This is a genomic window from Streptomyces sp. NPDC020362 (assembly GCF_040642095.1).
In the GTDB taxonomy this organism is placed as follows: Bacteria; Actinomycetota; Actinomycetes; order Streptomycetales; family Streptomycetaceae; genus Streptomyces.
Genome location: NZ_JBFAET010000187.1, coordinates 1 through 17,868, shown reverse-complemented (window position 1 = coordinate 17,868; position 17,868 = coordinate 1). Strand labels below are relative to the sequence as shown.

The 17,868-nt window shown below is 70.5% G+C and carries 17 protein-coding genes; 3 read left to right on the top strand and 14 right to left on the bottom strand.

The window, feature by feature from the left end; translation table 11 throughout:
* Positions 1-41 precede the first annotated feature (41 nt).
* From AB0H32_RS38820 to AB0H32_RS38800, 5 genes are all read right to left on the bottom strand, one after another.
* Positions 42-1,748 (bottom strand): bifunctional uroporphyrinogen-III C-methyltransferase/uroporphyrinogen-III synthase, encoded by a 1,707-nt coding sequence (locus tag AB0H32_RS38820; protein ID WP_361131209.1) that lies wholly within the window; start codon positions 1,746-1,748, stop codon positions 42-44.
* Positions 1,745-2,743 (bottom strand): hydroxymethylbilane synthase, encoded by a 999-nt coding sequence (hemC, locus tag AB0H32_RS38815; protein ID WP_361131206.1) that lies wholly within the window; start codon positions 2,741-2,743, stop codon positions 1,745-1,747. Before hemC ends, AB0H32_RS38820 begins: the two co-directional genes overlap by 4 nt.
* Complete coding sequence (locus AB0H32_RS38810; protein ID WP_361131203.1) at positions 2,740-4,482, bottom strand: glutamyl-tRNA reductase; 1,743 nt, start codon at positions 4,480-4,482, stop codon at positions 2,740-2,742. The genes hemC and AB0H32_RS38810 overlap by 4 nt, the downstream gene beginning before the upstream one ends.
* Entirely contained in the window at positions 4,479-5,255 is a 777-nt protein-coding gene (locus AB0H32_RS38805; protein ID WP_361131201.1) for a redox-sensing transcriptional repressor Rex, read from the bottom strand. The genes AB0H32_RS38810 and AB0H32_RS38805 overlap by 4 nt, the downstream gene beginning before the upstream one ends.
* A 256-nt stretch (positions 5,256-5,511) precedes the next feature.
* A complete protein-coding gene (locus AB0H32_RS38800) occupies positions 5,512-5,793 on the bottom strand; it encodes a glutaredoxin family protein (RefSeq protein WP_361131198.1) in 282 nt (93 codons plus the stop codon).
* Positions 5,794-5,887: 94 nt separating this feature from the next.
* Here AB0H32_RS38800 and AB0H32_RS38795 point away from each other — a divergent pair, with 94 nt between their 5' ends.
* From AB0H32_RS38795 to AB0H32_RS38785, 3 genes are all read left to right on the top strand, one after another.
* Positions 5,888-6,826: an HAD-IB family hydrolase gene (locus tag AB0H32_RS38795; protein ID WP_361131195.1), complete on the top strand. Its 939-nt coding sequence runs from the start codon at positions 5,888-5,890 to the stop codon at positions 6,824-6,826.
* A 441-nt stretch (positions 6,827-7,267) separates the two neighbouring features.
* Entirely contained in the window at positions 7,268-8,056 is a 789-nt protein-coding gene (locus tag AB0H32_RS38790) for an ECF subfamily RNA polymerase sigma factor, BldN family (RefSeq protein WP_361131192.1), read from the top strand.
* A gap of 237 nt (positions 8,057-8,293) precedes the next feature.
* Positions 8,294-9,526, top strand: coding sequence for a DUF5667 domain-containing protein (locus AB0H32_RS38785; RefSeq protein ID WP_361131189.1), 1,233 nt, complete (start codon positions 8,294-8,296; stop codon positions 9,524-9,526).
* Between the two features lie 172 nt (positions 9,527-9,698).
* On the opposite strand, the gene AB0H32_RS38780 is transcribed toward AB0H32_RS38785, so the two are convergent.
* From AB0H32_RS38780 to AB0H32_RS38740, 9 genes are all read right to left on the bottom strand, one after another.
* Positions 9,699-10,754: a lysophospholipid acyltransferase family protein gene (locus AB0H32_RS38780; RefSeq protein ID WP_361131186.1), complete on the bottom strand. Its 1,056-nt coding sequence runs from the start codon at positions 10,752-10,754 to the stop codon at positions 9,699-9,701.
* A gap of 14 nt (positions 10,755-10,768) precedes the next feature.
* Positions 10,769-11,830, bottom strand: coding sequence for an NAD-dependent epimerase/dehydratase family protein (locus tag AB0H32_RS38775; RefSeq protein WP_361131183.1), 1,062 nt, complete (start codon positions 11,828-11,830; stop codon positions 10,769-10,771).
* A 231-nt stretch (positions 11,831-12,061) separates the two neighbouring features.
* Entirely contained in the window at positions 12,062-12,160 is a 99-nt protein-coding gene (locus AB0H32_RS38770; RefSeq protein WP_003948845.1) for an AURKAIP1/COX24 domain-containing protein, read from the bottom strand.
* A 133-nt stretch (positions 12,161-12,293) separates the two neighbouring features.
* A complete protein-coding gene (locus tag AB0H32_RS38765; protein WP_177235464.1) occupies positions 12,294-12,503 on the bottom strand; it encodes a helix-turn-helix domain-containing protein in 210 nt (69 codons plus the stop codon).
* 130 nt (positions 12,504-12,633) lie between these two features.
* Positions 12,634-13,449, bottom strand: a complete 816-nt coding sequence (locus AB0H32_RS38760; RefSeq protein ID WP_361131181.1) for a phosphatase — start codon at positions 13,447-13,449, stop codon at positions 12,634-12,636.
* A gap of 355 nt (positions 13,450-13,804) precedes the next feature.
* Entirely contained in the window at positions 13,805-14,977 is a 1,173-nt protein-coding gene (locus AB0H32_RS38755; protein ID WP_361131179.1) for an acetoin utilization protein AcuC, read from the bottom strand.
* Entirely contained in the window at positions 14,928-16,139 is a 1,212-nt protein-coding gene (locus AB0H32_RS38750) for an MFS transporter (protein ID WP_361131177.1), read from the bottom strand. Before AB0H32_RS38750 ends, AB0H32_RS38755 begins: the two co-directional genes overlap by 50 nt.
* Before the next feature lie 81 nt (positions 16,140-16,220).
* Positions 16,221-16,976 (bottom strand): VC0807 family protein, encoded by a 756-nt coding sequence (locus AB0H32_RS38745; RefSeq protein ID WP_361131174.1) that lies wholly within the window; start codon positions 16,974-16,976, stop codon positions 16,221-16,223.
* Positions 16,977-17,069: 93 nt separating this feature from the next.
* Positions 17,070-17,726 carry an HAD family hydrolase gene (locus AB0H32_RS38740; RefSeq protein ID WP_361131171.1) on the bottom strand — a complete coding sequence of 219 codons (657 nt, stop codon included), beginning with the start codon at positions 17,724-17,726 and terminating at the stop codon, positions 17,070-17,072.
* Positions 17,727-17,868 lie beyond the last annotated feature (142 nt).

The window sequence follows — 17,868 nt, the reverse complement described above, 5'->3', positions numbered from 1 at the left end:
GGCGGAGGTGGGGGGTCCTGGGGGCGGAGCCCCCTGGTGCATCAGGTGGTCGTACGCCGCCGCCGCGCCCCCGGCCGACGCTCACTCGGCCGAGTCACCGGATCCCCGGCCTCCAGCGCGGCAGCGCGCCGCTTCAGCCCGAAGTCGGCCAGCGCCTCCGCCAGCTTGTGCACCGACGGCTCCGGAGCCATCACATCGACCCGCAGCCCGTGCTCCTCGGCCGTCTTCGCCGTAGCCGGCCCGATGCACGCGATCACCGTCACGTTGTGCGGCTTGCCCGCGATACCCACCAGATTCCGGACAGTCGACGACGACGTGAAGAGCACCGCGTCGAAGCCACCGCCCTTGATCGCCTCCCGCGTCTCCGCCGGCGGCGGCGAGGCCCGCACGGTCCGGTAGGCCGTGACGTCGTCGACCTCCCAGCCCAGCTCGATGAGCCCGGCCACCAGCGTCTCGGTGGCAATGTCGGCCCGGGGCAGGAAGACACGGTCGATCGGGTCGAAGACCGGGTCGTACGGCGGCCAGTCATCCAGCAGCCCCGCGGCCGACTGCTCACCGCTCGGCACCAGATCCGGCTTCACGCCGAAGGCGATCAGCGCCTTGGCGGTCTGCTCGCCCACCGCGGCCACCTTGATGCCCGCGAAGGCCCGGGCGTCGAGCCCGTACTCCTCGAACTTCTCCCGTACGGCCTTGACCGCGTTCACCGAGGTGAAGGCGATCCACTCGTACCGCCCGGTCACGAGCCCCTTGACGGCACGTTCCATCTGCTGGGGCGTGCGCGGCGGCTCGACGGCGATCGTCGGGACCTCGTGCGGCACGGCACCGTAGGACCGCAGCTGGTCGGAGAGCGAAGCCGCCTGCTCCTTCGTACGCGGGACGAGCACCTTCCAGCCGAACAGCGGCTTGGACTCGAACCACGACAGCTGGTCGCGCTGGGCGGCGGCGGAACGCTCACCGACCACGGCTATCACCGGCCGGCCGCCATCGGGCGAGGGCAGCACCTTCGCCTGCTTGAGCGTCTGCGCGATCGTCCCGAGGGTCGCCGTCCAGGTCCGCTGACGGGTGGTCGTACCGGCGACCGTGACCGTCAGCGGGGTGTCCGGCTTGCGGCCCGCCGACACCAGCTCGCCGGCGGCCGCCGCCACCGCGTCCAGCGTCGTCGACACGACCACCGTGCCGTCGGAGGCGCCCACCTCCGTCCAGCAGCGGTCGGAGGCCGTACGGGCGTCCACGAACCGGACGTCCGCGCCCTGCGCGTCCCGCAGCGGCACACCCGCGTACGCGGGCACGCCGACCGCGGCCGCCACACCCGGTACGACCTCGAAGGGCACACCGGCGGCGGCGCAGGCGAGCATTTCCTCGGCCGCGTACGTATCAAGTCCTGGATCGCCCGCCACCGCACGGACGACCCGCCTGCCGCCCCGCGCAGCCTCCATGACAAGATGAGCGGCATCCCGCAGGGGCGGGACAGCAGCCGGTTTTGACGTGCCGTCAACGACCGCAAGCTGGGGTGTGCCCGTGCCAGGAAGCGGATCCGAGGAGGAGACCGCGTCCATCGGCACGACGGAGACACCCTGTCGGGCGTGCGTCCGGATCACGTCGAGCACCTCGTGCTCGGCGACCAGGACGTCCGCGTTCGACAGTGCCTCCACGGCGCGCAGAGTCAGCAGTCCCGGATCCCCGGGTCCGGCACCGAGGAAGGTGACGTGCCCGTGTTCCGGACCGGCGGGAAGGGTGGTGGGGCTCAATGTGCTCGCTCCCCCATCAGACCGGCCGCGCCCTGGGCGAGCATCTCGGTGGCGAGGTCGCGACCGAGTGCCATGGCCTGCTCGTGCGTCTGGGGCACGGGACCGGTGGTGGACAGCTGCACCATGCGGGTGCCGTCGGTCGTGCCGACGACGCCGCGCAGGCGCATTTCCTTGACAATCTGCCCGTCGGCCTGGGGGTCCCCCCGCTCCAGCGGAGCCGAGAGCGGGGGAAGGTCAGCCAGCGCGCCCACAGGGGCGCTGCAACCGGCCTCCAGGGCGGCGAGCAGTGACCGCTCGGCGGTCACGGCGGCCCGCGTGAACGGGTCGTCGAGTTCGCCGAGCGCCGCGATCAGGTCCGCGTGGTCCGCGGCACACTCGATCGCCAGGGCCCCCTGGCCGGGGGCGGGCAAAACCGTGTCGACCGACAGGAAGTCGGTGACCTCGTCGCTGCGGCCGATCCGGTTCAGTCCGGCGGCGGCCAGCACGACGGCGTCCAGTTCGCCGTCGCGGACGTATCCGATCCGCGTGTCGACGTTGCCCCGGATCGGGACCGTCTCGATGTCCAGGCCGTGGGCGCGGGCGTACGCGTTCAGCTGCGCCATGCGGCGCGGCGAGCCGGTACCGATGCGCGCGCCCCGCGGCAGGTCCGTGAACTTCAGCGCGTCCCGGGCGACGATCACGTCCCGCGGGTCCTCGCGCACGGGTATGGCGGCCAGGACCAGTTCCTCGGGCTGCGTGGTCGGCAGGTCCTTGAGCGAATGAACCGCGAAGTCCACCTCGCCCCTGAGCAGCGCGTCGCGCAGCGCCGTGACGAACACGCCGGTGCCGCCGATCTGCGCGAGGTTCTCGCGGGAGACGTCGCCGTACGTGGTGATCTCGACCAGCTCGACGGGCCGGCCGGTCACCCGGCTCACGGCGTCCGCCACCTGTCCGGACTGGGCCATGGCGAGCTTGCTCCGCCTGGTCCCCAGTCTCAGTGGTGCCTTGTCAGTCATGCCGGTCGGTCCTTCTTGTCTGTGCTGTCCTCGGCCCGGGAGACGGCGGCCACCGTCTCGGGGTCGAGGTCGAACAGGGTGCGCAGCGCGTCCGCGTACCCGGCGCCGCCGGGCTCGGCGGCGAGCTCCTTGATCCGTACGGTCGGCGCGTGCAGCAGCTTGTCGACGACCCGGTGCACGGCCTGGCGGATCTCGCCGCGCTGGCGTTCGTCCAGGTCGGGCAGGCGGCCGTCGAGCCGCGCGATCTCACTGGCGACGACGTCGGCGGCCATGGTGCGCAGCGCGACCACGGTCGGCGTGATGTGCGCCGCCCGCTGTGCCGCGCCGAAGGCCGCGACCTCGTCGGAGACGATACGCCGGACCTGGTCCACGTCGGCCGCCATCGGCGCATCGGCGGAGGCTTCCGCCAGCGACTCGATGTCCACCAGCCGCGCCGCGGCCAGCCGGTGCACGGCCGCGTCGATGTCGCGGGGCATGGCGAGGTCGAGGAGGAACAGGACCGGAGCCGGGCGCGGGATCACGGCGACCGGCTCGGGCCTGCGGCGCTCGGGGATGCGGCCGACCTGGGCGGCGGTCGCGGCGAGCGCGGCGATCAGCTCGGTGTCGGCCTCGGGGCTGCGCCGCGCGGCCTCACGGCGGTCCACGGTGCCGTTGTCGACCCAGGCCGCGTGCTGCTCCAGGGTGGCCGCGTCCATGCCCGCCACGGCGGCCTCGCCGAGCACGGAGAAGCCGTTCGCGCCCTGCACGGCGGCCAGGTCCAGCGGGCAGTTCTCCTCGGTGCCGCCGCCGGCGGCCGACAGCGGGGCCTTGCCCTGTACGGCGTCCTGCGCGGAGTCCGGTGCGGCATCCTGCGCGGCCGGACGACCGTCGGCGGCCACGTCCGCGACGGGCTGCCCGGTGCGGCCCTCGACCGCCTGCGCGATCGCCTCGGCCGTCAGTACCAGGCCGGTCGCCCCGGTGCAGGAGACGACGACATCGGCACGTGTCAGCTCGCCCGGCACGGCATTCATCCGTACCGCGCGGGCGGTCACCGCCGTGTCGGCGCTCTCCGTGAGTATCCGGGCGAGGCGCTCGGCGCGCTCGAAGGTTCGGTTGGCGACGACGACCTCGGCGACACCCGCCCGCGCGAGCGTCACGGCGGCCAGGGAGGACATCGACCCGGCACCGATCACCAGGGCCCTGCGGCCGGCCGCCCATTCCTGGACGTCCCCGCCCGCGGCCAGCTGCTCCAGGCCGAAGGTGACCAGGGACTGCCCGGCCCGGTCGATACCGGTCTCGGAGTGGGCCCGCTTGCCGACCCGCAGCGACTGCTGGAACAGGTCGTTCAGCAGCTTGCCGGCGGTGTGCAGCTCCTGCGCACGGGCCAGGGAGTCCTTGATCTGCCCGAGGATCTGCCCCTCGCCGACGACCATCGAGTCCAGACCGCAGGCCACCGAGAACAGATGGTGGACGGCCCGGTCCTCGTAGTGCACGTAGAGGTAGGGCGTCAGCTCTTCCAGGCCGACCCCGCTGTGCTGGGCGAGCAGCGTGGACAGCTCGGCGACACCGGCGTGGAACTTGTCCACGTCGGCGTACAGCTCGATGCGGTTGCAGGTGGCGAGCACCGCGGCCTCGGTGGCCGGCTCGGCGGCGACCGTGTCCTGGACCAGCTTGACCTGGGCGTCCGCGCTCAGCGCGGCCCGCTCCAGCACGCTGACCGGGGCGCTGCGGTGGCTCAGCCCCACGACGAGGAGACTCATGCCGGCATCACGGCGGGTACGTCCCCGTCGGGCCCCTGGTCGGCGGAATCGTCGGCGGCTGCGCCACGGGGAGCGGCGGCGGGCCCTGCGCCGTCGCCCACGGCGGTCTCCTCGCCGGCCTTGCGCTGCTCGTGGAAGGCGAGGATCTGCAGCTCGATGGAGAGGTCGACCTTGCGCACGTCGACGCCGTCCGGGACGGACAGCACGGTCGGCGCGAAGTTCAGGATGGAGGTCACACCGGCGGCCACGAGCCGGTCGCAGACCGGCTGGGCGGCCCCGGCCGGGGTGGCGATGACGCCGATGGAGACCCCGTTGTCGTGAATGATCTTCTCGAGGTCGTCGGTGTGCTGGACGGGGATGCCCGCGACCGGCTTTCCGGCCATCGCCGGATCGGCGTCGATCAGCGCGGCCACCCGGAAACCACGGGAGGCGAACCCGCCGTAGTTGGCCAGGGCGGCGCCGAGGTTACCGATACCGACGATGACAACCGGCCAGTCCTGGGTCAGGCCGAGTTCACGGGAGATCTGGTAGACGAGATACTCCACGTCGTAGCCGACACCGCGCGTTCCGTAGGAGCCCAGGTACGAGAAGTCCTTGCGCAGCTTGGCGGAGTTGACCCCCGCCGCCGCGGCCAGTTCCTCGGAGGAGACCGTGGGTACCGAGCGCTCCGACAGTGCGGTCAGGGCTCGGAGGTACAGCGGAAGCCGGGCGACGGTGGCCTCGGGAATCCCTCGGCTACGGGTCGCCGGTCGGTGTGTTCGGCCAGTTGCCACGGTGCTCCTGCGGGTAGAGCGGGGCTGCAGGCGGTCATACGTCCCCAGACCGCCCCGTCGACAGCAGGCTATGTCTTTGTGAACGCGTGCACAAAGATGGTGTCCGATTTGCCCGGCCAACGTGACCGGGGTCACGCGCGTCGTTCCGGGGCCCTTCTGGACCCTTCCTGGGGGCAAAACCGACACACTCCTCGCGAATCCCGCCCCCGAGACCAAACCGCCGTCGATCCTAAGGGACGTTCGGTGCGGCGTTGTACTACTCGGTCAGTTCCTTGCGGAGACGGCCCTCGTCCACCCGCCAGAAGGTGTGCTGCCTGCCGTCGACGAGGACGACGGGGATCTGCTCCCAGTACTGGTCGTACAGCGCCTTGTCCTCGGTGATGTCCTTCTGTTCCCAGGGGACGCCGAGTTCGCCGCAGACCTTCTCGATCACGGCCTCCGCGTCGTCGCACAGATGGCAGCCGGGCTTGCGGACGAGAGTGACCAGACGCTCCTGAGGGGCGGCCTTACGCCGGAAGAGGGGACTCATGTCGGCCATTCTCGCCCTTGCTTAACGGCGCGGTCGTGGAGAGTTCACACCCTTCGAACCTCTCGACCCCGGAAGCCCCGAACAAACTGGCTATGCTCACGCCATGGCCGCTCTCGGATGGCTCACTCCCCGTAGGCGCTCCGCCACGGCGCGGAGCGTGTTGGCAGGCGAGGCCTCGGCGGAGGCTGCCCGCAAATCCTCGCAGGAAGCACTGGAAGCACAGCAGACCCCTGAGGTCGCCGAGCAGGAACCACAGTTCCCCGTCGTCGGCGACGACCAGGCGGCCGCCTTCTTCGACCTCGACAACACCGTGATGCAGGGCGCCGCGCTGTTCCACTTCGGGCGGGGCCTGTACAAGCGGAAGTTCTTCGAGACCCGCGACCTGGCCAGGTTCGCCTGGCAGCAGGCCTGGTTCCGGCTGGCCGGCGTCGAGGACCCCGAGCACATGCAGGACGCCCGCGACTCGGCCCTGTCCATCGTCAAGGGCCACCGCGTCGCCGAGCTGGAGACGATCGGCGAGGAGATCTACGACGAGTACATGGCCGACCGCATCTGGCCGGGCACCCGGGCCCTCGCCCAGGCCCACCTGGACGCGGGCCAGAAGGTGTGGCTGGTCACGGCCGCACCCGTCGAGATCGCCCAGGTCATCACCCGCCGCCTCGGCCTGACCGGCGCCCTCGGCACGGTGGCCGAGTCGGTCGACGGCATCTACACGGGCAAGCTGGTCGGCGAGCCGCTGCACGGCCCCGCGAAGGCGGAGGCGGTGCGCGCCCTGGCCGCGGCCGAGGGCCTGGACCTCTCCCGCTGCGCCGCCTACAGCGACAGCCACAACGACATCCCGATGCTGTCCCTGGTCGGCCACCCCTACGCGATCAACCCGGACGGCAAGCTCCGCAAGCACGCCCGCGAAAAGGACTGGCGCCTGCGCGACTACCGGACGGGCCGCAAGGCGGCGAAGGTGGGCATCCCGGCGGCGGCGGGGGTCGGAGCGGTCGCCGGGGGCACGGCAGCCGCGATCGCCCTGAGCCGGCGTCGCCGGTAGTCCCGCGCGCGATCAGCAGACAATCGTCGTAGACCCGCGGCCCGTCCCCCGCACGGGGGCCCGCCGTGGCCGGTCGCGCAGTTCCCCGCGCCCCCCCGGGGCGCTCACGCCCAGCCGCGCGCCCGTGGCCGACATGTCATGTGCCTGACCGACGGCATTCAACACCTGTGGTCTGCCGCCGGATTATGCCCGCACTTTCTCAACACGCCCCCCACTTCGCCGAAACACACCATTTTCCGATCAACAACCGATCAGCCTAAGGAACTTGATGAGGCGTCAATCGGTTACAGAAGCGACGCAATCGATGATTTGAGCAACTCGGTGTAGCAGTGCCTGCACGAAGCGTTATTCTCCTCAGACGCAAACCGGTACCCCTCCGTCGCTACGACGGGTGAACGGTCCCGCACTGCACGTGATGGAAGCTCTGCCTCTGGGAGTCCCGTGTACCCACACGTCGGGGTTGACGCCTCGGGCCTGGCTACGCTGCGCGCAACAGTCGCAACGGTCAAAGAGACGCTGCGCGGCTTCGTCCCCACCGCGTACGCCGTCCCTGCCGTCCCCGCCTTCGCCACCGCCGCACCGGTAGGCCCGTGCTACGCACTGGCCGAGAGCAGCGCAGCCGTCGGCAGACGCAGCCGCGCGACCGGCGCGGCCACCGCCCGTCGGCCGGCCGCCGACAGTGACAGCGCACGGATGATGGACCTCGTCGAGCGCGCCCAGTCCGGCGAGGCCGAGGCCTTCGGCCGCCTCTACGACCAGTACAGCGACACGGTGTACCGGTACATCTACTACCGGGTCGGCGGCAAGGCGACGGCCGAGGACCTGACGAGCGAGACCTTTCTGCGGGCGCTCCGCAGGATCGGCACCTTCACATGGCAGGGCCGCGACTTCGGCGCCTGGCTGGTGACGATCGCCCGGAACCTCGTCGCCGACCACTTCAAGTCCAGCCGTTTCCGGCTGGAGGTCACCACCGGTGAGATGCTCGACGCCAACGAGGTCGAGCGCTCCCCCGAGGACTCCGTCCTGGAGTCCCTGTCCAACGCCGCGCTGCTCGACGCCGTACGCCGGCTCAACCCCCAGCAGCAGGAGTGCGTGACGCTCCGCTTCCTGCAGGGCCTCTCCGTCGCCGAGACCGCTCGCGTGATGGGCAAGAACGAGGGCGCCATCAAGACTCTCCAGTACCGCGCCGTGCGCACCCTCGCCCGGCTCCTGCCGGACGACGCACGCTGACCGCCCGCCACGGCGGGCCACGTCCAACTCACGCTCCGTGAACGCCCGTTGCCTTTCTGACCCGATCATCCGCCGTCCGTAACCCAAGTGCCGCGCCAGTCGTTGTGCGGGATACAGGCTCCCTGTGGTCACGTCCTGGCCGACCCTGATCACTCGATCGTGTGGAAGTGGTCGTGGGCGTGCAACCCTCAGGACCCCCTGGGGAGTCGACCGTCATGACGAGAGGAGGTGCCGCCAGTGATCGCGAACGTATCGGCGCACCGGCGGGCGAACGCCTTCGCCCAGGCCCTGGAGGAGCAGTCCGACCGGGACACGGCGGCCGAGCAGTCCGCAGCACCGGCGGAGACGCCGCCGACCGCCGAGGAAGTCACCGAGCAGGGCCGTTTGTTGTCCCTCGCCACGGGTCTCGGCACGCTGCCCAGGCCGCAGCTCGACCCCGAGGTCAAGGTCGTTCAGCGCGCCCAGCTGGTGGCCGCGATGGAGGCCATGCTCCAGGAGGGCACCGTGGGCGGGGCGGCGGACACATCGGTGCCCGAACAGCGTGCGAGAGGCCGGGGTGCACACCGGGCGAGCCCACTGGGCAAACTGCGGCCGCGTTCCCGGCTGACCAAGGGGCTCGCCGCGGGCGGGCTCAGCGTCGGCGTGGCCGCCGGGGCCTTCGGCGGGGTCGCCGCCGCGAGCTCCGACGCCCTGCCCGGCGATTCGCTCTACGGGCTCAAGCGCGGCATCGAGGACTTCAGGCTCAACTACCTGAGCGACGGAGACGACCAACGCGGCCAGAACTATCTCGACCAGGCCTCCACCCGGCTGAGCGAGGCCCGTCGGCTGATGGAGCGCGACCGCGGCGGCCAACTCGACCACGAGTCCATCGGCGAGATCCGCCGCACCCTGTCGGGCATGCAGCACGACGTGACCGAAGGCCACCGCCTGCTGCACGCGGCCTATGAACGCGACCCCGGTTCCCTGGGCCCCATCCAAGCCCTCTCCGCGTTCTCCCGGTCCCACCGCGAGGCCTGGAGCGCGCTGAGCAACAGGCTCCCCGTGCAGCTCGGCGACGTCAAACAGCAGGTCTCGTCGGTCTTCGACGCCATAGACCAGGAGGTCGCCCCGCTGCAGTCCCTGCTCCCGCAGCAGCCCGCCCAGACCGGCGACGGCAAGCGGCAGCACTCCGGCTCGGCGTCCACCGGCCCCTCCGGCACCCACCGCGCGGCCACACCCAGCACCGGCAGGACCCCGTCCGCCGGCAAGCACGCGCGCTCCGGGAGCCCCAGCGGCTCGGCCACCGGCGAGACCGGAGGCGGTCTGATCGGGGGCAACACGGGCGGTCTGCTCGACCCGCCGAAGATCGGCTCCGAGAGCGGCTCTCCGTCCTCCAGCAAACCGCCCACGAGCGCGCCGGACGTCACCCTCCCACCGCTCCTCCCGGGCCTGCTGCCCGGCCTGGGCATCAACAGCGAGGACGCGAACTAGTCCGCACCCGGATACGACAGCGGGGGCGCCCCTTTCCGAGCAGGGGCGCCCCCGTCGCCGTTCTCGATGCCACCTCTTCGCCGTTCCCGGAAGTGCTGGTAGGAGGACCGACACGCATGCCGGGCCCCTCGCAGAAGGCACGCCTTCTCAGGAGATCTCCTCGGAAGATCTCTCAGAAGAACACCGATCTCCGCTGCACCAACAGCTTGTACAGCGTGTGCTGGATCTGTTCCCGGACCTGGTCGGTCAGGTTGAACATCAGCATCGGGTCCTCGGCCGCCTCCGGCGGATAGCCGTCCGTCGGGATCGGCTCGCCGAACTGGATCGTCCACTTGGTGGGCAGCGGGATCGCCCCGAGCGGCCCGAGCCACGGGAAGGTCGGCGTCAGCGGGAAGTACGGGAAACCCAGCACGCGCGCGAGCGTCTTGGAGTTGCCGATCATCGGGTAGATCTCCTCGGCCCCGACGACCGAGCAGGGGATGATCGGCACGCCCTGGCGCAGTGCCGTGGAGACGAACCCGCCCCGGCCGAAGCGCTGGAGCTTGTAGCGCTCGCCGAACGGTTTGCCGATGCCCTTGAATCCCTCCGGCATCACCCCGACCAGCTCGCCCTTTTCCAACAGCCGTTCGGCGTCCTCCGCGCAGGCGAGGGTGTGCCCCAGCTTGCGGGCCAGCTCGTTGACCACCGGCAGCACGAAGACCAGGTCGGCCGCGAGCAGCCGCAGATGCCGGTCGGCGGGGTGGTGGTCGTGCACGGCGACCTGCATCATCAGGCCGTCCAGCGGCAGCGTCCCGGAGTGGTTGGCGACGATCAGCGCGCCGCCGTCGGCCGGGATGTTCTCGATGCCCTTCACCTCGACCCGGAAGTACTTCTCGTACACCGGCCGCAGCAGCGACATCAGGACCTGGTCGGTCAGCTCCTCGTCGTAGCCGAAGTCGTCGACCTCGTAGTCCCCCGTGAGCCGGCGGCGCAGGAAGGCCAGGCCGCCCGCGATGCGCCGTTCGAGACCGCCGCTCCCGGGCGGCTCGACGAGCGGCTCTTCCTCACGGGTCACGGGGACATCATCCTGCGGGACGGTCCTGGTGGGCAGGGGCTGGACCTCGCCGACCGGCGCGTGCTCACCGGCCGCGCCGCGCCGGCTCCCGGCGCTCCGGCGCCGCGACGGCCGCTGCACGGCACCCCCGCGGGACCGGTCGTCGTCGAACGGAATGACCTTGGCGTCCGCCATCGTTGCTGCGCTCCTCAGTTGGCGCTGTGCGTCGGGAGGTGCCCGCCGCACTGGGCGGCAAGCGCGGCGATCCGGTCCACGGACCCCGCGAGGGCCTCCGGCGGCAGCAGTCCGGGGCCCTCGCTGCGCGCGAAGTCCGCGAACGTCTCCGCCGTCGTGTACTTGGGCTGGAATCCGAGCGTCTCGCGCATCTGGTCCGTGGCCACCACCCGGCCGTGTGTGAGCAGCCGGATCTGCTCCGGGGAGAAGTCGGTCATACCCAGCGTACGCACCAGGGAGCCGGCCCAGGTGACCGCGGGCAGCAGCAGCGGCACGGTGGGCCGCCCGAGCCGACGCGAGCACTGCGAGAGCAGCAGGACGCCGTCCCCGGCGATGTTGAAGGTGCCGCTGTTGAGGGTGCCCCGGCGCGGCTCGTGGGACGCGATCCGCAGCACCTCGATGACGTCGTCCTCGTGCACGAACTGCAACCGGGGGTCGTAGCCGAACACGGTCGGCAGGACGGGCAGCGCGAAGTACGAGGCGAGCGGGGTGTCCGTGGCCGGCCCGAGGATGTTGGCGAACCGCAGCACGCACACGGCGACGTCCGGCCGCCGCCGGGCGAACCCGCGCACGTACCCCTCGACCTCGACCGCGTCCTTCGCGAAGCCGCCGCTGGGCAGCGACTTGGGCGGGGTCGTCTCGGTGAACATGGCGGGATCCCGCGGCGCCGACCCGTAGACGTTCGTACTGGACTTGACCACCAGCCGCTGCACGGTCGGCGACTTCTGGCAGGCACCGAGCAGCTGCATGGTGCCGATGACGTTGGTCTCCTTGACCATGGCCCTGCTGCCGCCGCGCAGTGCGGTGGCCGTGACGTCCAGGTGGACGACCGTGTCGGCGCCCGTCTCGGCGAGCACCCGGGCGATCGTGGGCTGGCGGATGTCGGCCTGGATGAAGTCGGCCCCGCCCAGATGGTGCGCCGGCCGCAGCGCGTCCACCGCGATCACCCGGTCGACGTCCGGGTCCCGCTGGATCCGCCGCACGAACCGGCCGCCCAGCTGCCGGGCCACTCCGGTGACGAGCACGACCTTCCCCAAGATCAGCGCCTTCCTTCCCGATCTCGTGTGACACCTGGTCCAAGCCGCGTTCCCCGTGTGCGGCCAACTTAGCGGGTTGACGTTGCGCTGTGATGACCGCCCGATGCACGAGGTGACCGAAATTCCCCAGTCGGAATATGCCGACCGGCTGCGGAATGCGGGGGCGGACATGCCTGTGGCCCCCCACCGCATCGGATGGGGGGCCACAGGGACGCGCTCTCGCGGCGCCGCTTACTTCTTGTTGCGGCGCTGAACGCGCGTGCGCTTGAGCAGCTTGCGGTGCTTCTTCTTGGCCATCCGCTTGCGCCGCTTCTTGATAACAGAGCCCACGACTACCCTCGCTCACTTCTCATCACTCGGTTGTTTGGGCGCCATGGGCCCACACGACCTACGAGGGGCTAGCCTACCCGCTTGAGCGTCGAGCTTGTAATCGAGGGGTGTTCCGGGGTTCCCGGAAGCGTCGTCAGGCTGTCTCCACCCCCACATAACTGTCGCGAAGGTACTCGTGTACCGCTTGCTCGGGGACGCGGAAGGACCGCCCCACCCGGATCGCGGGCAGATGACCGCTGTGCACCAGCCGGTACACGGTCATCTTCGACACTCGCATCACCGCAGCGACCTCCGCCACGGTCAGGAACACAACCTCGTTCAGAGGCCTCTCGCCAGCAGCCATGACACACCTGAACCTTCCGCACTCGACGGGCCACCGGCTTCCCCTTCCGGTGACTCTTCGTCGTTGCGTGCTCACTCCCCAATGTAGGGGCGGGTGATGCGAGTGGGGAAGAGGTGCACCCATCGGCGGCCTACTGTGACAGACACGCTCGATTGAGTACGTAGCGGGTCAGCGGCAGGTAGTAAGCAGACCGCACGCCATCATCAACCGGAACGGCGACGGACACGACCCCCTCGGCCTCTCCCACGAACAGGGCGGGATCATCCGTATCTGCCAGACCGATCGCCTCGAACCCCAGCTGACCTGCACCGCAGACCCAGCCGTGGTCGCCGATCACCAGCTCGGGCAATGGCCCGCCGGCCTCGGCCGCGGCCGCCAGGGCGACCCGAACCGGCAGCGGCGAATGACTGTGCACACCCGGCTCACAACCGGGGCGCTCGGCCTCCGGTTCCCGCACCAAGGCAACCCCTCGTACGTAGTCGAGGTGGCACGTGCGTAGACCGAACCGGGTCAATATGTCGACACAGCGACCCTGCGCCGGAGTGAGCACCTCACACCCCACCGCCGACAGCGCGTCCGCCAAGCCGCCGTAGAACCCGAGCAGCCGATGCGGATGCCCGGTGCCGAGCAGTACGGGAGCCCCTCGCCGGGCCGCACTCCGGATCCGCTCCGCGAACGCGTCCAGCGCGGCCAGCGTCCGCTCCGGGTCGATCACGTCCAGGCCCGAAGTGTGCCGCGGATCGGCCGAAACCCCACACTTCTCCGCCATCAACTCAAGTAACTCCCGCTGCCCCCAGCTGCACTCAGGATCAATCCCGATCAACATCCGAGGATCCCGAGCCGCGAACAGCCGATAACTCCGAAGACTGTCCTCCCGAGAGGTGGCCACCTCCCCGGCAAGCCGAGCGGCCAGCAGATGCACACGAAGGGCATCAGCGGTCAACACGGATGCGATGGTGACTCATTGGGGGATGGGCCCGCGCGAAGACCAACGAAAGAACGCACGGTTGGCGTAACGGAGTTTCCCTCAAGCAACTTCCCCACCGACCGAGAGGGGCTTCGGCACCTTCCCCACCGACCGAGAGGGGCTTCGGCCTCTTCCCCACCGACCGAGAAGGGCTTCGGCCTCTTCCCCACCGACGGAGACGGGCGCCGGCGCGTTCTCGGCCGACCGGGGCGGGACGGGCCTGGGCGCCTTCTCAGCCGACCGAGTCGGGACGGGCCTGGGCGCCTTCTCGGCCGACCGAGTCGGGTGGGTGGGCGGGCGGACGGGGGTCCAGGGGGCGGAGCCCCCTGGCAGCTCACGGCAGCAGCCCCCGCAAAGGAAACACGGCCCGCCGAGTCGCCAGCACAGCCTGATCAAGCCGATCAGCAGGGTCGTAACCGGCCTCCCAGGAGGAGAACGACACCGGCCACCGCCCATCGGTCATCCGCTGCGGAGCAAGCTGCCGAGTCCGAGCGAACACCCCCTGCCGCCACCCTTCGGGAATCACCGTCTCGGGAGCGACCTCCCGCCCCGCGGCGATCCCCACCAGATGCGTCCAGGACCGCGGCACCACGTCCACCACCGCATACCCGCCGCCCCCCAGGGCGATCCACTTCCCCTCGGCGTACGCGTGCGCCAGCTCATGACAGGCCACCTGCACGGCCCGCTGCGCATCCAGCGACACCGCGAGATGCGCCAGCGGATCCTCGAAGTGCGTATCGGCCCCGTGCTGCGAGACCAGCACCTGCGGCCGGAAGTCGGCGAGCAGCTCCGGCACCACCGCGTGAAACGCCCGCAGCCACCCCGCGTCCCCGGTCCCCGCCGGCAGCGCCACGTTCACGGCCGCCCCCTCGCCCGCCCCGGCCCCGGTCTCCTGAGGCCACCCGGTCTGCGGGAACAACGTACGAGGATGCTCGTGCAGCGAAATCGTCAGAACCCGCGGATCCTCCCAGAACGCGGCCTGCACCCCGTCCCCGTGATGCACGTCGACGTCCACATAGGCGACCCGTTCCGCCCCCAGCTCCAGCAGCCGCGCGATGGCCAGGGACGCGTCGTTGTAGACGCAGAACCCCGATGCTCCCCCGGGCATGGCATGGTGCAGACCGCCCGCGAAGTTCACGGCGTGGTCGGCGTCCCCGCGCCACACCGCCTCCGCCGCCCCCACCGACTGCCCCGCGATCAGCGCGGACACCTCGTGCATGCCGGCGAACGCGGGATCGTCCACCGTACCGAGCCCGTACGATCCGTCGGCCGACCGCGGATCCGCCGAGGCCGCCTTCACGGCGTCGATGTAGTCCTCCCGGTGAACCAGCCGCAGCGTCGACTCACCGGCCGGCTTCGCCGCGACGACCGCCATCTCCCGGTCGAGCCCGAAGGCACCCACCAGGCTCCGGGTCAGCTCCAGCCGGACCGGATCCATCGGATGGTCCGGCCCGAAGTCATAGCCCGTTACTGCCTCGTCCCACATCAGCTGTGCGCGGCCGCTCATGCCCGCCACCGTATCGGTCCGGTTGAGCCGCGAACGACCTGGCGTACACCAGCGTCACCAGCACCAACACCATCGGCACCAGCATGGCCCCCCGATAGCTCCACGCGTCCCCGAGCGCCCCCACCAGCGGCGAACCGACCAGGAAGCCGACGTAGTTGAAGATGTTGAGCCGCGCGATCGCCGCATCCGACGCCCCCGGGAACAGGCGCCCCGCCGCAGCGAACGTCTGCGGCACCAGCACACACAGCCCCAGTCCCAGCAGGGTGAACCCGAGCATCCCGACCCACGCGTCCGGCGCCACGGACACCACCGCGAACCCGCAGGCCGCCACCAGCGCCCCGAGCCGCACGACCGCGGCCGCCCCGAAGCGCCGCACCCCGAAGTCCCCGATGGCCCGCCCCACCAGCGTGGTCACCATGTACACGTTGTACGGCACGGTCGCCAGCTGCTCGGAACTCCCCAGCACGTCCTTCAGATACTTCGCACTCCAGTTGGAGACGGTCGAGTCCCCGATGTACGCGAAGGTCATCACCAGGCACAGCGGCAGCAGCAGCCTGAAGACGACGGCCCCGCCCGCCCCCTGCTCCTCGGCCACGGGCGCCGGGGCCCCGTCCACGTACCACCGGCTGCCCACCAGCGCCGTCGGCAGCAGTACGGCCACCACCGGCAGATACGACACCCACAGCGCGAGATGCCAGTGCGCGCCCACCCACGCCAGCGAGGCCCCCACGATCCCGCCCAGGCTGTAGGCGGCGTGGAAACTCAGCATGATGCTGCGCCCGTACGTCCGCTGGAGGCTCACCCCGAGCATGTTCATCGAGGCGTCCAGCGCACCGACCGCCAGCCCGAACACGCCGAGGGCAACGGCCAGCTCCGACACCTGCCCGCCCGCCCCCGCCCCCAGCAGCGCCAGCAGCACCACGGGCTGGGACCAGCGCAGCAGCCGGCTGGGCCGTATTCGCCCGACCAGCTGCTCGGTGGTCACACTGCCGACGCCGGCGAGGATCGGCACAGCGGCCAGGAACACCGGCAGCAGCGCGTCCGAGACGCCGTACCGGTCCTGGATGGCCGGGATGCGCGTCACCAGCAGCGCAAAGGCGGCGCCCTGGGCGAAGAAGCTGAACGCCAACGAGGCCCTACCGCGCCGCAGCACATCAGTCATGGCGGCGAGCGTAGGGCCCCGGCTTACTCGTGGGTAGATCCAGCCAAAGATGAATTTCCCTCAGCTTTGGCGGGCTGAGACTCAGGCGGCGACAGCGACCCCGGCCGTCCTGGCCTTGCCCTCCTTGGCGGCCTTGCCCGCCTTGCCTGCCTCGACCTCGGCGGCCAGCATCTTCTCCATCGGCTCGACGGCCAGGCCGCCGCCTACGACGAAGGCGATCGCCATCGCACCGACCATGATGACCGTGCCGAGCCACACCATGGTGTCCACGGAGATGGTGTACGCACCCACGACCCGCGCGATGCACTCGGCGAGCAGGGCCACACCCCAGACGACGGAGAACGCCCGCTCCTTGCGCAGGAAGGCCGCGGACGAGGCCGCCGAGCCGGACATCAGCCGCTCCCAGGCGGCCTCCTTGTCGGCGTCCCCCTTCAGCAGGAAGGGCTTCATGCCCTCGGTCATCATCGGCTTCCCGAGCACGACGGAGACCAGGATCCCGATCGCGATCGTGCTGCTGACGCCGCTGTCCTTGGCGAGCATCAGCCGCGGGTCCCCGGAGACGAAGCTCAGCAGCAGCGAGACGACGTTGACGATCAGGATGAGACCGGCCAGGGCATTGGTCCTCCGCTCCTTGACCAGGCCCCACACGGTCCGCAACGCCGGCACCACGCTGCTCCAGGCGAGCGCCGCGAAGGTGCTCATCCCGAACCCGTCCTTGAAGAGGTAGTACGAGCCGAGCGGCATCGCCACATCCAGGATCAGCGGCTTGAAGTTGTCCAGCACGCTGGGGTTCTGCTGCTTGCTGCTCCGGCCCCGAGTCCCCGTGTTCTTCGTCATGCCCTCAGCTTCGCCGACACGCGGGGTCCGCCAGTAGAAACGTTCGTCCGGAGGACCGCATGACAAATGTCAGCCCCGTGCCGATGGCCCGGGTCACACCCCCGGTCGTACCAGCAGGTCAGCCAACTCCCCCATGCTGGAGAAGAGTTGCTTCGCCCCTGCGAGCCGCTCCGCCGGCGTCATCGCGGTGAACCCGTACACGTCCATCCCGGCCGCCACGGCCGCCTGCACACCCAACGGAGAGTCCTCCACGACCAGGCACCGCTCGGGCGTCACCCCCATCCGCTCGGCGGCGTACAGGAAGAGATCGGGCGCCGGCTTTCCCCGCCCCACGTCCTGCGAGCTGAAGACCGTCTCCGCCACGAACCACCGGTCCAGCCCCGTGGCCCGGTGCCCGACCCGGATCCTGTCATGGCTCCCGGAGGAGGCCACGCAGTACGGCACTGCGTCCACGGCGAGCTTCTCCAGCACACCGTCGACGCCGGTCACGGGCTTCAACTCCCGCTCGAACGCAGCGAAGACCCGTGCATGGAAGACATCGTCGAAGTCGTCGGGCAGCCGCTGCCCGGTCCTCTCCAGGACGAGCTCGTGGACCCGGTGCATCGCCGACCCCATGTAGTCCCGGATCGACTCCTCGTACGACGTCGGATGCCCCAACTCGGTGAGGTGGGCGGCCAGAATCCGGTTGGAGATCGGCTCACTGTCCACGAGTACGCCGTCGTTGTCGAAGATGACCAGGTCGTATCGCATACCCCGACCCTAAAGGACCCGGAACGCAGAAAACCCCCGCATCGGAAGATGCGGGGGTTTTCTCAAAATTTGTTCGGCGGCGTCCTACTCTCCCACAGGGTCCCCCCTGCAGTACCATCGGCGCTGTGAGGCTTAGCTTCCG

Excerpts from the sequence above, each read along its gene's own strand:
- AB0H32_RS38745 (WP_361131174.1), bottom strand. The coding sequence starts at position 16,976 with ATGACGAAGAACACGGGGACTCGGGGCCGGAGCAGCAAGCAGCAGAAC.
- AB0H32_RS38780 (WP_361131186.1), bottom strand. The coding sequence starts at position 10,754 with ATGGCGGACGCCAAGGTCATTCCGTTCGACGACGACCGGTCCCGCGGG.
- AB0H32_RS38810 (WP_361131203.1), bottom strand. The coding sequence starts at position 4,482 with ATGAGTCTCCTCGTCGTGGGGCTGAGCCACCGCAGCGCCCCGGTCAGC.
- AB0H32_RS38800 (WP_361131198.1), bottom strand. The coding sequence starts at position 5,793 with ATGGCCGACATGAGTCCCCTCTTCCGGCGTAAGGCCGCCCCTCAGGAG.
- AB0H32_RS38740 (WP_361131171.1), bottom strand. The coding sequence starts at position 17,726 with ATGCGATACGACCTGGTCATCTTCGACAACGACGGCGTACTCGTGGAC.
- AB0H32_RS38755 (WP_361131179.1), bottom strand. The coding sequence starts at position 14,977 with ATGAGCGGCCGCGCACAGCTGATGTGGGACGAGGCAGTAACGGGCTAT.
- AB0H32_RS38765 (WP_177235464.1), bottom strand. The coding sequence starts at position 12,503 with ATGGCTGCTGGCGAGAGGCCTCTGAACGAGGTTGTGTTCCTGACCGTG.
- hemC (WP_361131206.1), bottom strand. The coding sequence starts at position 2,743 with ATGACTGACAAGGCACCACTGAGACTGGGGACCAGGCGGAGCAAGCTC.
- AB0H32_RS38795 (WP_361131195.1), top strand. The coding sequence starts at position 5,888 with ATGGCCGCTCTCGGATGGCTCACTCCCCGTAGGCGCTCCGCCACGGCG.
- AB0H32_RS38750 (WP_361131177.1), bottom strand. The coding sequence starts at position 16,139 with ATGACTGATGTGCTGCGGCGCGGTAGGGCCTCGTTGGCGTTCAGCTTC.